The sequence below is a fragment of the Pseudoalteromonas sp. S1650 genome (assembly GCF_005887195.1).
Taxonomy (GTDB): Bacteria; Pseudomonadota; Gammaproteobacteria; order Enterobacterales; family Alteromonadaceae; genus Pseudoalteromonas; species Pseudoalteromonas simplex.
Window position 1 is genome coordinate 169,417 of record NZ_PNDF01000016.1, and the last position, 14,752, is coordinate 184,168.

At 40.4% G+C, this 14,752-nt stretch carries 13 protein-coding genes; 10 read left to right on the forward strand and 3 right to left on the reverse strand.

Translation table 11 applies throughout. From position 1 onward, the window contains the following. The first annotated feature begins 4 nt into the window (after positions 1 to 4). The 7 genes from secD (at position 5) to CWB80_RS04925 (ending at position 7,016) form a co-directional block, all read left to right on the forward strand. Positions 5 to 1,816: a protein translocase subunit SecD gene (secD, locus tag CWB80_RS04895; protein WP_138600594.1), complete on the forward strand. Its 1,812-nt coding sequence runs from the start codon at positions 5 to 7 to the stop codon at positions 1,814 to 1,816. After that, complete coding sequence (gene secF, locus CWB80_RS04900) at positions 1,813 to 2,733, forward strand: protein translocase subunit SecF (protein ID WP_138600596.1); 921 nt, start codon at positions 1,813 to 1,815, stop codon at positions 2,731 to 2,733. The genes secD and secF overlap by 4 nt, the downstream gene beginning before the upstream one ends. A gap of 76 nt (positions 2,734 to 2,809) precedes the next feature. Next, positions 2,810 to 3,286, forward strand: coding sequence for a transcription elongation factor GreAB (locus CWB80_RS04905; RefSeq protein WP_054551429.1), 477 nt, complete (start codon positions 2,810 to 2,812; stop codon positions 3,284 to 3,286). Positions 3,287 to 3,526: 240 nt separating this feature from the next. Continuing rightward, positions 3,527 to 4,921 (forward strand): RimK family ATP-grasp domain-containing protein, encoded by a 1,395-nt coding sequence (locus CWB80_RS04910; protein ID WP_138600598.1) that lies wholly within the window; start codon positions 3,527 to 3,529, stop codon positions 4,919 to 4,921. Next, positions 4,921 to 6,024 carry a GNAT family N-acetyltransferase/peptidase C39 family protein gene (locus CWB80_RS04915; RefSeq protein ID WP_138600600.1) on the forward strand — a complete coding sequence of 368 codons (1,104 nt, stop codon included), beginning with the start codon at positions 4,921 to 4,923 and terminating at the stop codon, positions 6,022 to 6,024. Before CWB80_RS04910 ends, CWB80_RS04915 begins: the two co-directional genes overlap by 1 nt. A gap of 30 nt (positions 6,025 to 6,054) precedes the next feature. Continuing rightward, positions 6,055 to 6,549: an MgtC/SapB family protein gene (locus CWB80_RS04920; RefSeq protein WP_054551426.1), complete on the forward strand. Its 495-nt coding sequence runs from the start codon at positions 6,055 to 6,057 to the stop codon at positions 6,547 to 6,549. After that, positions 6,546 to 7,016 carry a GNAT family N-acetyltransferase gene (locus CWB80_RS04925; RefSeq protein ID WP_249362517.1) on the forward strand — a complete coding sequence of 157 codons (471 nt, stop codon included), beginning with the start codon at positions 6,546 to 6,548 and terminating at the stop codon, positions 7,014 to 7,016. Before CWB80_RS04920 ends, CWB80_RS04925 begins: the two co-directional genes overlap by 4 nt. A 10-nt stretch (positions 7,017 to 7,026) precedes the next feature. On the opposite strand, the gene CWB80_RS04930 is transcribed toward CWB80_RS04925, so the two are convergent. Together CWB80_RS04930 and CWB80_RS04935 are read right to left on the reverse strand one after the other, a co-directional pair. Further along, complete coding sequence (locus CWB80_RS04930; RefSeq protein WP_138600602.1) at positions 7,027 to 8,226, reverse strand: GAF domain-containing sensor histidine kinase; 1,200 nt, start codon at positions 8,224 to 8,226, stop codon at positions 7,027 to 7,029. A gap of 117 nt (positions 8,227 to 8,343) precedes the next feature. Beyond that, the gene (locus tag CWB80_RS04935; protein WP_138600604.1) at positions 8,344 to 9,354 is read right to left on the reverse strand and encodes a GlxA family transcriptional regulator; all 1,011 of its coding nucleotides are present in this window, start codon (positions 9,352 to 9,354) and stop codon (positions 8,344 to 8,346) included. Positions 9,355 to 9,481: 127 nt separating this feature from the next. On the opposite strand from CWB80_RS04935, the gene CWB80_RS04940 reads away from it, so the two are divergent. Beyond that, the gene (locus tag CWB80_RS04940) at positions 9,482 to 11,380 is read left to right on the forward strand and encodes a beta-ketoacyl synthase (protein ID WP_138600606.1); all 1,899 of its coding nucleotides are present in this window, start codon (positions 9,482 to 9,484) and stop codon (positions 11,378 to 11,380) included. 101 nt (positions 11,381 to 11,481) lie between these two features. Next, complete coding sequence (locus CWB80_RS04945) at positions 11,482 to 12,558, forward strand: energy transducer TonB (protein WP_171041488.1); 1,077 nt, start codon at positions 11,482 to 11,484, stop codon at positions 12,556 to 12,558. A 4-nt stretch (positions 12,559 to 12,562) separates the two neighbouring features. On the opposite strand, the gene CWB80_RS04950 is transcribed toward CWB80_RS04945, so the two are convergent. Further along, positions 12,563 to 12,979 (reverse strand): MgtC/SapB family protein, encoded by a 417-nt coding sequence (locus CWB80_RS04950; protein WP_054561617.1) that lies wholly within the window; start codon positions 12,977 to 12,979, stop codon positions 12,563 to 12,565. A 227-nt stretch (positions 12,980 to 13,206) separates the two neighbouring features. Here CWB80_RS04950 and CWB80_RS04955 point away from each other — a divergent pair, with 227 nt between their 5' ends. Next, positions 13,207 to 14,700, forward strand: coding sequence for a BCCT family transporter (locus CWB80_RS04955; RefSeq protein ID WP_249362519.1), 1,494 nt, complete (start codon positions 13,207 to 13,209; stop codon positions 14,698 to 14,700). The last annotated feature ends 52 nt before the right edge of the window (positions 14,701 to 14,752 follow it).

Below are 14,752 nucleotides of genomic sequence, written 5' to 3' on the forward strand. Positions count from 1 at the left end.
ATGTATGTCACATAAATCAAAGCCGGCGCTATGGCGTCGTCTAAAAATGAGTTATGTCGCTATGATAGCGGCGTGTATTTTATTAGCGGTTAGCGCACTACCTAACCTTTACCCTAACAAATCTTGGTTGCACATTAGCTTGCCAGATCAGACTGTGACGCTGCAAAGTGTGACAACGGCACTAAATCAACATGGTTTTGAAGTGACTGAAGCCAATGATAGCCAAGCACAACTGGCTATTTTATTAGCTGAACCGACTCAAAGTGCTAATGCGTTGAGCTTTATAAAAACGCAATACCCACAGCTAGAGGCTAAAATTGTTGAGCATGCGACAAGCCCACAATGGCTTCAACAGCTTGGGCTTTCACCGATTAAGTTGGGACTCGACTTAAATGGTGGGGTGTTATTTGTGCTTGATGTTGACCTAGATAAAGCAATGCAAGAGCACTTAAACAGTGTCTATCAACAAACTAAATTAACGCTTCGTAAAGACAAAATTCGTGGTATTCGGGCAAGTATTGTAAAAGAAGGGGTTGAGCTACAAATTTTACCAAGCGGCGAGGAGCAACTCGCAGGGCTTGTTTCAACGTTACAAGGTCAATTTAAAGGCCTGATGCAAACTAAATCAACAACGAATAACCTAACCACGGTATTACTGCATTTTAATGAGCAAAGCCAAAGCGAATTTAATAAACAAGTTATGGCGCAAAGCTTAACAACCCTGCGTGGTCGCATTGAAGAGCTTGGTATCACAGAAGCGGTAACGCAAAGACAAGGTAAGCAGCGTATTCGCATTGAGTTACCCGGTGTGCAAGACCCATCAGAAGCGAAACGTATTATTGGTGCAACTGCGACTCTCGATTTTTACCAAGTCGTCGAAGTAGGTGGTAAAGCGTTTAATGTGCAAGGTGGTGGCGTTGTTAATTTAAATCCTGTTGCGATTTTTTCAGGTGATCACATTAATAATGCCAGTGTTGGCAAAGATGAATGGGGCAAGCCTTTAGTGCAGCTTAGTTTAGATTCGCAAGGTGGCGATGCCATGTCTGCATTTTCTAAGCACAACATAGGTAAGCCTATGGCCACGGTGTATTCTGAATACTCGCGGGATGCAAATGGCGACGTTGTGAAAAAAAGCGAAGTGATCAATGTGGCAAACATTGCCCAGCATTTAAGTTCTCGTTTTAGCATTACTAATATGAAAAGCCCGCAAGCAGCCTATGATCTAGCGCTTTTACTACGCGCTGGGTCGCTCACAGCGCCAGTGACAATTGTTCAAGAACAAACCATAGGCCCAAGCTTAGGCAGTGAAAACATTGAACATGGTTTAGCAGCGTTAATGCTGGGTATCGGAATTACCCTTGCCTTTATGGCGCTTTGGTATCGTCGCTTAGGGCTGATTGCCAATATTGCTTTATTGCTTAATCTAACGGCTTTAGTTGGTTTAATGTCGTTATTACCGGGGGTTGTGCTGACCTTACCGGGTATTGCTGGGCTTGTACTGACGATAGGGATGGCAGTTGATACCAATGTGATTATCTTTGAGCGAATAAAAGAAGAGAAGCGTAAAGGCCGGCCTACTTATCAAGCGATAGAGCAAGGTTACAACCAAGCATTTTCGACCATTTTTGATGCCAATGTGACTACGATGATCACGGCAATTATTTTATATGCCATTGGTTATGGGCCGGTGAAAGGCTTTGCAATCACATTGGCGCTTGGGCTATTAACTAGTGTCTTTACTGGCGTTTATATTTCGAAAGCGCTTAGCCAAACACTCTACATTAAACTAACTAATTTAACGGGGGCTAAAGCATGAGTTGGTCAACATTAACTGCAGCTAGTAAAGCGCGCGTTTTAGGATTATTGCTTAGTTGTGTTTTAGTCATTACGAGCTTAACTGTTTTATCTGTAAAAGGGCTAAACTTTGGTCTTGATTTTACAGGTGGCTACATCACGGAAATTAACACAGCGTCAGTCACAACAATTACAGATTTAAAGGCAAAGTTAAGCCCTGAGGTTGCGAGTAAATTAACTATAAGTAAAGCGGGTGAATATCACTTTGTTTTAAGAGAAGCACCAGAGGTTAGTAAAGCCAGTACTTGGCAAGCAGAGCTGAATGAGCAAGGGGTAGACTATACCGTTTTATCTAGCTCATTTTTAGGCTCACAAGTGGGTGATGAGCTTTTTGAACAGGGCTGTTTAGCTTTATTTGCAGCGCTGATTGCAATCATGGTTTATCTTGCTGTGCGCTTTGAATGGAGACTCGCGGTAGGTTCAGTGGTTGCACTGTTACATGATTTAATCTTAGTGCTCGGTTTATTTTCCTTACTTGGTCTTGAGTTTAATTTAACCGTGCTGGCGAGTTTACTGGCTATTATTGGTTATTCATTGAATGACTCAATTATTGTTGGCGACAGAGTTAGAGAGCTTTTACGTATTCAGCCAGACAATCAACGCATAAATACCCATGTTGTGATTAACGATGCAATTGGTTCTACCTTAACACGTACATTGATCACCTCAGGCACAACACTTGCGACCATTGCTTGTATTTGGCTGCTTGCAGGGGCTGCATTGACGGGTTTTGCTATCGCGTTATTTGTGGGTATTGTTGTAGGGACCTTCTCATCGATTTGTATCGCCGCGACCTTGCCGCAGTTATTGGGGTTAAGTTCAGAAAATTACACCCAAACACTGGATGATAAAACTAAAGCCTATATGGATATGCCGTAAGCCAGTTTTATAACTTACTTTCATCAGCCGCTATTTTTCCATAGAATAGCGGCTTTTCTGTTTTAGCTACTTTGATATGAATAAAACACACGTAATTGAACATTTACGCTTTGCGCTAGAGGCACAACTGCAAAACGCCAAAGCAGCGGCAAAAGCGGCCCATGATGCAGCAACTCACGAAGAAAGTGTTGCTGAAACTCAATACGATACCTTGGGTTTAGAAGCCGCTTATTTAGCCCAAGGGCAAGCTGAGCGAGTTAATGAATGCTACCGTGATATTCAGGCATTCAATGCGGTGTTTAAAGAAAGCGAGTTTAATAAGGTTCGTGAAGGTGCATTAGTGTGTCTTATCGATGAGCAAGATAACGCAAAGTGGTTTTTTATGGGCCCAAGTGCAGGTGGCTTAGTGGTTACCGTAAAAGAGCAGCCTATTTATGTTGTAACCCGAGAAGCGCCGTTAGGTAAGCAATTGATTGGAAAGAGCCTTGATGATGAAGTTGAACTCTCAATAGCTGGCAATAAACAACTGTACAGCATAGATCAGTTAATTTAATTATTGGTATTTTTAATCAGTAAATTTCATCTTCAAGTAAAAAATATCTCGTTGGTCACAAAGCAAAAAAACCTCTATAAATCACATCAAGCTTAAGGCTTATACCAATACGCTTAATTACCAATTATTGTGTTTTGGTATTTCAAGCACCCATCTAGTTAAGTGAAGTTTAGCCTCATGCGTTCACTTAATTGGTTGGGTGTTTTCATTTTTCTCATAAGACTTAATTTAGGAAAAGTCGTGTTTAAAACCTTGATAGTGGTTGATAACAATGAGCAACGTATTGCTCAAAATTTCGAAAATGTCATTACCTTTGACACCTACTTACGTGATTATCCAAAACATAATGAGCCAAAAACGCGCATTTTAAACTTGTGTGATACAGGGCAGTATTTAAGTAAAGGTTATTATTGTTCTTTGCTTGCTGAAGCGAGAAAGCATCAGGTATTACCGAGTGTAAAAACAATTAATGCGCTACGTAGCGATGAGCACAGCTCGCGTCATAAAGAACTTGCTGGTGGCACTGTATTTTTTGGCCATACAGATCAAGAGCAGCATAGTAAAGCAACCAAAGCACTATTCTCACAATATCCCGCACCTATTTTAGTGTGTGATGAGCAAGGAGTTGTTAAGCAAGGCACGATTGCATCATTAGATGACACAGCCTTTACAGAATTTGTAAAACAGCTCAGTAGTTTTACAGAGTCAGTATGGCGTATTCACGATAAAAAACGTCGTTACCGTTGGGATATGGCTATTTTGGTTGATCACCAAGAAAAAGTGCCGCCAAGTGATAAAGATGCCATTGCTAAATTCATTAAAGCAGCCGCTAAACATGGTATTTATGCTCAAGCACTGACATTTGATGAAATAACCAATATTGCACAATTTGATGCGTTATTTATTCGTCAAACAACGGCTATCGACCATCCAACTTATCGCTTAGCTAGTAAAGCACAAAGCTTAGGGTTAGTGGTCATTGATGATGCTGAGTCAATACTACGCTGTTGTAATAAAGTGTATTTGCACGATGCCTTTAATTATCAAAAAGTGCCGAGTTTAAAAACGCATGTTGTTGCTGATACAAGTGAAGAGACAATTGATAATTTAGAAGCAAACTTTAGCTATCCGCTGGTTTTAAAAATGCCAGAAGGCTCTTTTTCGAAAGGCGTATTTAAAGTCGCTAATCGTGATGAGTTAATTGCTAAGTTAACAGAGCTGTTTGAGTTCAGTGCACTTGTGCTTGCACAAGAATACATGTATACCGAATACGACTGGCGTGTCGGGGTGTTAAATGGTCGTGCAATTTATGCGTGTCGTTATTTAATGGCGCGTAATCACTGGCAAATTTACAACCATGATGCAAAACGCTTTTTCTCAGGTGGTTTTGAAACTTTGCCAACGTTTGAGCTACCTAAAGTGGTTCTCGATGCAGCATTAAAAGCCTGTAAAACGGTGGGTAAAGGTTTGTATGGTGTTGATGTTAAAGAGCATCAAGGTAAAGCATACGTGTTAGAAGTGAATGACAACCCAAGTATCGACCATAAAGTCGAAGATGCCTATTTAGGTGATGAGCTTTATATGATCATTATGGATGAGTTTAAACAACGCCTAGAAGCAAGAGGCCGCGGTTAATGAACGCATCTGTTTGTCAAATCCGCTTTGCACAGGCCACGGATTTGACGGCTCTTGTTACCATTGAAGAGCAAAGCTTTAGCCAAGATAGATTAAGTAGCCGTAGTTTAAAACGCTGGATCAGCGCAACTCACGGCTTACTGATGGTGGCCGAGGTAGATAATCAACTAGTTGGATATGGCTTAGTGTGGTGTCACAAAGGGACGCGCCTTGCTCGGTTATATTCACTGGCGGTTTTGCAATCTCAGCAAGGTAAAGGTATTGCTGCGCAGTTACTGCTTGCGCTTGAAAGTGAAACGGCTAAACGGGGCCGTTTATACATGCGCTTAGAAGTTGCGGTAAACAACCAATCAGCAATTCGTTTATATGAAAAACTGGGCTACCAAGTTTTTGGTCATTACAGTGATTACTATGATGACCACAGTGACGCCCATCGAATGCAAAAAAACATTCGTCGTAATATCGAATTTAATGCCGATAAACACACACCTTGGTACCAGCAAACTACCGAATTTACCTGTGGCCCAGCGGCGTTATTAATGGCAATGTCATCCTTGAATGATACCGCAATGAGCCAACACAAAGAGTTGGATATATGGCGTGAAGCCACGACTATCTTCATGACTTCAGGGCATGGCGGTTGTCATCCTCTTGGGTTAGCACTTGCTGCAATGAAACGTGGTTTTAAAGCTGATGTAGTTTTAAATACCCGTGATACCTTGTTTATTGATGGTGTCAGAAGCGAAAAGAAAAAAGCCATTTTGCATACCGTACACAATCAATTTGTAGCCGAAGCAATAGCTGCAAAGCTGCCAGTGAGGTATCAAGAGTTAACCTTGGCCTCCATTGAAGATTGGCTTGCTGAGGGTAAAGCGGTGGTGTTATTGATCAGCACTTATCGGTTTGATGGTAAAAAGTCACCGCACTGGGTGTGTGTAACTCATATTGATGAGCATTGCTTGTACGTGCATGACCCGTTTTGTGAAAACGAAAAACAATTGGCGATTGATTGTCAGCATGTGCCAATAGCTAAAGCCGATTTTACTAAAATGGCGAGTTTTGGTTCATCGCGTCTCAGTACTGCGATGGCCTTTTATTTATAATTTTGATTGTTAGTTTGATTTGGAAGTGCAGTGACACTAAGTAGTTTATTTGATATAGCTCCTTATTCTTGGTCAGCAATAGGTAGCGCCGCATTTTGCGGCGCAATTATTGGTATGGAGCGTCAATTACGCGGCAAACCTGTGGGCATTCGTACTTCAGCGCTCATTGTGTTGGGTACTTATTTGTTTCTATCAACAGCGTTTATGTTACATGGTGAAGATATTGATCATTCACGTGTCGTTGGCCAGATCATTACTGGTATCGGCTTTTTGGGTGCCGGGGTGATGCTTGCAAAAGATGGTGCGGTTGTTGGTGTAACATCCGCTGCAACGATTTGGGTATTAGCATCAATTGGTGTTGTCATTGCCACTGACAACTTACTCGCTGCGATAAAGCTATCAGTGCTAGTGGTGGGGATTTTATATGGCGTAGATGTTCTTGAAGCTAAATTTAAGAGCCTAGGTCGTGGTGTGCATGCCCGTGTAAAACGCTACTCAAAGTTGTATTATCGAAAAGAAAAGTGACATTAGATATCAGATTAGAGTTATTCATGGAGCCTCTTTACGTAATAAAGCCAGCTAGATTAGAAGATTTGTTGTTTATAGATAGTCAAATACCAGAGTTTGATGGCCGAAATACCCTCAGTAAATTACAAGCACAGTGTGCAGATGTTGACCACCTAGCTTTAGTTGCTTATATCGATAATGAGCCTGTGGCCTACAAACTGGGTTATGCGTTAGATTCAAACACTTTCTATAGCTGGCTTGGTGCGGTTGCACCAAAATGTAGAGGGCAGGGCATTGCACAGGCTTTATTAAACGCGCAAGAAGCATGGGTTAAAGCCAACAATTACCTAACTATAAAGGTTAAGTCGATGAACCGTTTTCCTGCAATGCTGAGTCTGCTTATCAAAAATGGCTATTCAATTGTAGGTTATGAAGACAGAGGCAGCCTACAAACTAGTAAGATTTTATTTACGAAAGACATTTAAACTTATCAACTTACTTAGGCAAACTAATTAAAAAATGGGCGCCTGCATCACTTTCTTGTACACAAATATCGCCTTGCAGTTGTTGGCTAACTATTTTCTTCGCAATACTCAGGCCTAGCCCTAAACCTGATTGATTGCTGCTACCTTTAAAAAAAGGGGTGAAAATTGAGCTTAGTTCAGTGCTGCTGATACCGTTGCCGTTATCTTTATAGTGAATTTTTAACACCTCATCAAAATTAAAAATATTAATTTCTATAGCAGGGTCTGCAATATTGTTGAACGCATGCTCCATTGAGTTTTGTAGCAAAATAATGAGTACTTGCTTGAGTAGCTCTATTTCAACTTCAAATTGGCTATGTGGGTTTTGATAATTAATGTCTAATTTAATTGCACGATATTTTATTTGCTCTTTAAAGTGTTCTTGAAGTGATTCTGAAAGCTGAGCTAAGGTAATGATAGTTTTACTAGATTGTGATTTGGTATACAGCAAATCTTGTAAAATTCGTATTTTATGTGCACATGCGGTTAAATTTCTATCTAGCAGTTCATTAGTGTTCTCTAATGTATCTAATGTGTTTTGTAGTGCTTGTTGGCTTAATTGTTTTTTTACTAGTAGGGATTTAGTGTCATTTAAGGCAAGTTTGGTTACATCAACGGTTGTAATACAGTTACCTAAAGGAGTATTAATCTCATGAGCAATGCCTCGAATTAAGGTCTCGAGCTCAGTAAACTGTTGCTGCTCAAACGCTTGTTTTTGCTGATGTAATAATTTTAGTTGCGTCTCGAAGCTTTGTTTAATGGTTTCGAGTAGCTTTATTATTGGCTCATTATATTCATGGGGTTTACTATCAAGGATACAAATAGTACCAAATGGGGTAGTATCTCCAGCACAGATTGGTAAACCCAAATATGAAATCATATTCAACTTGATATCAGGGTTTTCTTTCCAATCATCATCAATAAGTGCGTTTGGAATATTCAGTAAGTTCTGCGTTTTTACGACATGCTCGCAATAGAGGCCTGAATTTTCTAACTCTTCGCTGTCACCAATTTCATAAGGATTTGCTTGGTTATCGTTTTTTGAAAACACACTAATAATATTGTTTTCTATTTTCATTACTAATGCGACGGGCACTTCAGCAATCAGGGCTAAAACAGCGAGCGTTTTATTCCAACTTTGTACTAACTCATCATAATTTGGCTGATACATTTATCAAATTTACTCAATTACTAATACAACAAGTCAAAGGATAGTAATAATCTTGAATTCAGCAACTTAAATATGATTAATCTGACTTAGCCTGAAATATATTTAGATACTTTAGTTTTAGCCAAATAGTTTTCGTCTAACAACTGTGCGATATTCACTGGGTGTTTGCGAAAGCACTTTCTTAAAAACTCGTGTTAAGTGACCTTGGTCGTTATAACCTACTTCCAGGGCAACTTCTTGAATAGATAAATTTGAAGACGCTAATAACTCTTTTGCAGTTTGTACTCTAAGCTGTTGCCAATACTCAACAGGAGTTTGGCTGGTGGCTTGACGAAATCGGCGCGTAAAGGTGCGGTAGCTTAAACTAAATTGCGCTGCAATTTCTTGCAGGGTTAATTCTGAGGTTAAATTGTTTTTCAGCCAAAATTGAATTTGTGCAATGAGCTCATCTGGGTGTTTATCAACGGCACCTTCAAGGTAGCGCTGATCTTCGTAGGGTTTACGAATTTCATGGGAGAAATTACGCTCAACATGTTGCGCCGCTGCTCGGCCGTAATATTGACTAATAATATGCACAATAACATCGGCAAGGGCATTTAAACTCGCAACGGTGTACATGCGCTCAGATTGTGTGATGAAAAAGTCAGGCTTAAGCTGTACTTTAGGGTAGTCACGTTTAAATTGTTCTGCGTAGTGCCAGTGAGTGGTAGCAGGGTGGCCATCTAGTAATCCCGCTTCGGCAACTAAACAATTACCTGTGCCAACACCAATGATATGGCTGCCTTGCTGCCAAGAATCACCAAGCCAGTTCACCAAACTCTTTTGTTTGCTTACTACTGGACGCGGGTTTCGCCAAATCCCGGGAACGATAATTAAGTCACTTACAGGCGCTGTGACGGTTTCACAATCGGGCATAATCGAAAGCCCAGTACGATTGGGGATCGCTTTTAGACTACTTGCAACTAAATTGATGTTTAAGGGTTTAAATTCGTTTTGCTGACGATGGCTTTTAGCAAAGGCCTCGCCAGCTCTGAGCATTTCGATAGGCAGGGTTAAACTGGTTATTAATAAATGGGGATAAACCAAAATACTAATTTCAATAGCTTTTACTTGTTGAAGTTTCGTCACTCTAATTGCTCCGACCAGTTATTTTTGGCCTGTTATGCAGGTTATTTGGCTATTTAAGCATAAAGCGTGTTAATTAATCCATTTAAACTTGGCTTAATTCTCATAACACGTTTTCTCAAGGTTTTTTATGACAGCATTACCCGTTATTGTCGGTATGGGTGGTATTAATGCCGCTGGCCGCACTTCTTTTCATCAAGGTTATCGTCGTATCGTGTTAGACAGCTTGGACGCTAAAGCCCGTCAGGAGACATTCTTAGGCTTAGCGACATTAATGAACTTAGTCACCCTTACTGAAGGTTTACTAAAAGATGCTGACGGCAATACCATTGCCGAATCAGACATCGAAGCTAAGTTCGGTGAACAAATTTTAGCTGGTACACTTATTCGTAAAATTGAAAAAAATCACTTCGATGTTGATGCAACGCCATGGCAGCAAAAAATGACGTTAACAGCGTCTGATGAACAGCAGATTGTTTTTGAAACGCGCCGCCGTGATTTACCAACGCCGGTACCAAGTGCTTGGCAGGTTGAAGAATTAACTGATAAAAAAGTGAAAGTTACAATTAGTGCTGATCTTGCTATTAAACATGACAGTACGCGCGATAATCCAATTAAAGCGGCCGGTCAATTACCAACAGGTTTTGAACCTTCGGCTATGTATAACAGCCGTTATCAACCAAGAGGCTTGCAAGCGACTATCTTTGCCGCAACCGATGCAATTCGTTCGACAGGTCTGGCGTGGCAGCAGGTAATGAATAGCGTTGAGCCTGATCAAATTGGCACTTACTCAGCTTCTGTGGCTGGTCAAGTTGATGATGAAGGATTTGGTGGACTTATTCGTGCGCGTCAGCAGGGCGACCGTGTGAGTACAAAACAGCTTGCACTTGGCTTAAACACCATGTCGACTGACTTTATCAATGCTTATGTAACAGGCAATGTGGGAACAACCTTTACTACATCAGGTGCTTGTGCAACGTTTTTATATAACCTACGTGCTGCAGTAAACGATATTCAAGCAGGACGTACGCGTGTAGCTATAGTGGCGTCTGTTGAGTGTGCTATTACACCCGAAATCGTTGAAGGTTTTGGTAATATGAGCGCACTTGCTAATGAAGAGGGCCTAAAGCGCCTTGATAATACAGATGTGGTTGATCATCGCCGTACCAGCCGTCCATTTGGTGAAAACTGTGGTTTTACAATTGGTGAAGGCGCACAAGTTGCTATATTAATGGATGATGCATTGGCATTAGAGTTAGGTGCAGATGTGTTAGGCAGTGTTGCAGATGTGTTTGTAAATGCCGATGGCATTAAAAAATCAATTACAGCACCGGGCCCTGGTAACTACATTACGATGGCCAAATCTGTTGCACTAGCAAGCAGTATTGTTGGCCAAGAAGCAGTACAAAAGCGTAGTTTCATTTTAGCTCACGGCTCAAGTACACCACAAAACCGCGTAACAGAATCACTGATCTATCATAAAGTGGCAGAGACTTTTGCAATTGATAATTGGAAGGTTGCTGCACCTAAAGCGTATGTTGGCCATACTATAGCTCCTGCCAGTGGTGACCAATTAGCTATGGCATTAGGTGTGTTTAGTCACAATATTATGCCGGGTATAACCACAATTGATAAAGTGGCAGATGATGTGTACAGCCAACATTTAGATATTCGTACTGAACACTATCAATGTGATGCAATGGACATTGCATTCATCAACTCAAAAGGCTTTGGTGGTAATAACGCAACGGCGACTGTGTTATCACCAGCAATTACATTAAAGATGCTTGCAAAGCGTCATGGTGATGAGGTTATGGCGCAATATCAAGACCGTCATACTCTGGTAGTCCAAGCACAAACTGACTATCAGCAACAGGCAGATTTAGGTCAATATGAGCTAATTTATCGTTTTGGTGATGGCTTAATTGATGAAAATGACATTGAGATTAGTGAAGATTCAATGACAATCCCAGGTTTTGATAAAAAAGTTTTATTATCTAAACCAAATCCTTATCAGGATATGTTTTAAGTTCAAGACATGTTTAAGCACATTCTTGACAGCAAGGCGCTTTTAAAGCGCCTTTTTTAGTGCTATAAATGTTCCTATCAAAGGGAATTGGAGCCATTGTCATGATTAAATTCACTAAACTCGCAGCACTTTGTTCACTTATCGCATTACCAACACAGGCTTTAGCACGAGATGTCAACGACTTAGGTGTTGATTTACAGGCCGCCACATCAGCTTACATTGTTAAAAATTCAAATAAACGTTATCCCGGTAGTTATAACGGCTCTCGCCTTGAAGGTTGGGCATTAATGTCTTATGTGGTTGATACACATGGTAAGGCAAAAGATATTGAAGTGATCATGGCATCTGATACTCGCGGCAGCGAAGAAAACGCAGAGAAATACTTAACCAACTTAGAGTTTGCACCCGCTACAAAAGAAGGTAAAACCGTAGAAGGGGGTTACCTATTTTCATTTGAAGTAGGTAAGTATTTTAATGGTTACTCAAATGATAAAGCGAGCCGTGGTTTCATTAATGAATACGATGAAATCAATAAAATGCTACAAGCAAAAGAGTTTAATAAAGCTGAGCAAGCATTGGCTGAGTTATACAAAGACCATACTAAAAACACCTCTGAGCAGGCATTGTTTGCTTGGTTGAAAAGCCAATATTATTATCATCAACAACAATGGTTTGGCTTTGATGAGCAGTTGTCTGTAGCCTATTTACTGCGAGCTAAGTTGCCAACGGATATACAATATTTAGTCGCTAAAAGTGCGCTACAATGGTACAGCTTCAAGGGAGATTTTAATCTTGCTTACAATGCTATTTATGCGTTAGATAATATCGAGGGTAAACAGTTTTCAGAAGAAAACAAACTTGCCACCATCAAGCAAATTGATGACCTATTGGCGCGCACACCGCAGATTAATTCACAAATTAATGTTTCAAAAGATAAGCTGTCATATTTATCTTTATCTCGCGGTTCAATCAAAATTGAAGGCGCGAGCGATGTTTCTAAATTACAGATCCGCTGTGCTGATCAAGTCATTGACCTTGAAGCGAGTGAATCAGTTAACTACGTTATTGATGAGCGAAGCAGACGTTGCGGTTTATTAGTTAAATCTGCAAATCCTGCTGAGATTAAAGTGAAACAAACTGGCTATGCCATCGTTAACTCAAAATATGACGCTAGCTAATCGTTTACTTTAAGCGCTTAACATACCTTAGCGTTACGAAATTAATCAACGCCATTAAAAAAGCGATTTCGTAGCGACTAAATGCCACAGCAATGCCGATGAGTCCCATGTTCCAAATACTGGCTGCTGTGGCTGTTCCATACGTTGAATTCTTATTCTTCAAAATGGCACCACCGCCAATAAAACCAATACCCGTGATGATCCCTTCGAGTACTTTTGATTCTGCCTCTGAACTTGTTAAAACAGACATACCCACTAATGCATAACCACAAGATGCAACAGCGACTAATGGAAATGTTCGAAGACCTGCACCATTACTGGTTTTTTCTCGGTCAAATGCCATAGGAAGGGCAAGTAAGTAGGCAATGCCTAGGTGAATTAAATTATCGAGAATTTCATACCAATCAATATTAAAGTCCATGCTTTGTTCCTTGCTATAAAGATTATGATAGCTTTGCAATTTCAATACCCGATCAACAAATTGCATAAAATGATGAAACTAGGGACATGTAGCCGGGTTTTTAAAAGCATGCCTTGCTATAATTTCCGATTTTTACGCAGTGCTATGTCATTTTTTCAGCCTTTTGGCTGTTTGAATTTAAGTCATGCTAACAGTATGCTAAACACGCTGACAAAATAGGCTTCACATTGAAACATTCCATCTCCTCTCTTGAAAAAACCGCGCTTGCACTGTGTATGTTTGGTGCACTGATTGCTGTGATTTTGCCTGATGTTATCACTGAGCAAGTTCAGCCGTTTGTACAAATGATTTTAAAATGGACTGGTAGTAGCTTTTTCTTATTGGTGAATTTTTTATTGTTTGCCATCATTATTTTAGCCATTAGCCCACTCGGTAGCCGTAAAGTAGGTGGCGAACACGCTGTTGTTGAGTATTCAAACTTTGGTTGGTTTGCCATGTTGTTTGCAGCAGGAATGGGATCTGGTTTGGTTTTTTGGGGCGTAGCAGAGCCTGCATTACATTCTCTCGACCCTCCACTTAAACAAAGCTTATACCCAGATAGACTAGCTAGTAGCCTCGCTTTAACCTTGGTTAATTGGGGCGCCCATGCTTGGGCACTTTATGCAGTATTTGCGCTCGTGCTTGGGGGATTAACGCAATACAGTGGTAAATCAGGAGATATTTGTGCCCCTGTTTTAACGGCGCTTGGTAATCGCTTTGATAAGTCTGCAAAATTTACTGTGTCGTTTATTGTTAAGTTAATTGCGGTAATCGCTATTTTTTTTGGGGTCGTCGGCACCATAGCTAATTCAACTTTATTGATAAGTAAAGGCGTAGAAATTGAGTTGGGGGTTACTTCAACTTTATTAGTAGGTTCATTAATCGTTTGTTTGTTAGCCGTTATTTATTCGCTGTCGGTTAAATTTGGATTACGTCGCGGTGTACAGTCACTGAGTATATTTAACGTACTCCTAGCATTTAGTCTGCTTGTTTGGTTGCTAATAGTGGTGCCAATTGAGCCTATTATAAAGATTGCATTTGATGGAACTGGCTACTATTTACAGTTGCTTGCAACCGGCACTTGGCAATTTGATAGCCAGTTAAAAACGCCTGACTGGGCCACTCATTGGACATATAATTATTACTTTTGGTGGTTAGCGTGGGGGCCATTTGTTGGTGTGTTCCTAGCCAAAATTAGTCAGGGGCGCAAGGTTTGGCAATTTATTTTGGCGGTTGTGTGTATTCCAACTTTAGTCACTATAATTTGGTTTGCGACCTTTTCGGGGGCAGCAATTGAATGGGATAGACTTAACCAAGCGGGCATTTTAGTCGCAATAAAACAAGATTACAGCCAAGGCTTATTTGTATTTTTTAATCAACTAGACTGGCAAGGAACCGTGTTTATTTGGGCCAGCTTATTATTACTGTTGATATTTGTTGCCACATCCGCTGACTCTGCAATATTAGTCATAAGAGAACTGGTTAGCTCTGAGCAAAATAACCGCGTAACCCTCTATGCATGGTGTTTAGCATTATTCCTATGCAGCTTTGCATTATTAATGTTACAAGATGAGCCGTTAAATCGTAGCGTTGCAATTTTAGGCGCTTTACCTTTCTTATTAATATTTCTATTGCAGTTGGTTGGGTTTTTAAAAGAGTTTATTCGCGATATTTGTGATTAATCTACAGTTTTTTACAGTTAAACTACGCGTTTGTTATTATGCTTATAAAATA

What these genes read in the sequence shown, in the direction of transcription:
- secD (WP_138600594.1), top strand. Translation starts at nt 5, where the DNA reads ATGTCACATAAATCAAAGCCGGCGCTATGGCGTCGTCTAAAAATGAGT.
- secF (WP_138600596.1), top strand. Translation starts at nt 1,813, where the DNA reads ATGAGTTGGTCAACATTAACTGCAGCTAGTAAAGCGCGCGTTTTAGGA.
- CWB80_RS04905 (WP_054551429.1), top strand. Translation starts at nt 2,810, where the DNA reads ATGAATAAAACACACGTAATTGAACATTTACGCTTTGCGCTAGAGGCA.
- CWB80_RS04915 (WP_138600600.1), top strand. Translation starts at nt 4,921, where the DNA reads ATGAACGCATCTGTTTGTCAAATCCGCTTTGCACAGGCCACGGATTTG.
- CWB80_RS04930 (WP_138600602.1), bottom strand. Translation starts at nt 8,226, where the DNA reads ATGTATCAGCCAAATTATGATGAGTTAGTACAAAGTTGGAATAAAACG.
- CWB80_RS04940 (WP_138600606.1), top strand. Translation starts at nt 9,482, where the DNA reads ATGACAGCATTACCCGTTATTGTCGGTATGGGTGGTATTAATGCCGCT.
- CWB80_RS04945 (WP_171041488.1), top strand. Translation starts at nt 11,482, where the DNA reads ATGATTAAATTCACTAAACTCGCAGCACTTTGTTCACTTATCGCATTA.
- CWB80_RS04950 (WP_054561617.1), bottom strand. Translation starts at nt 12,979, where the DNA reads ATGGACTTTAATATTGATTGGTATGAAATTCTCGATAATTTAATTCAC.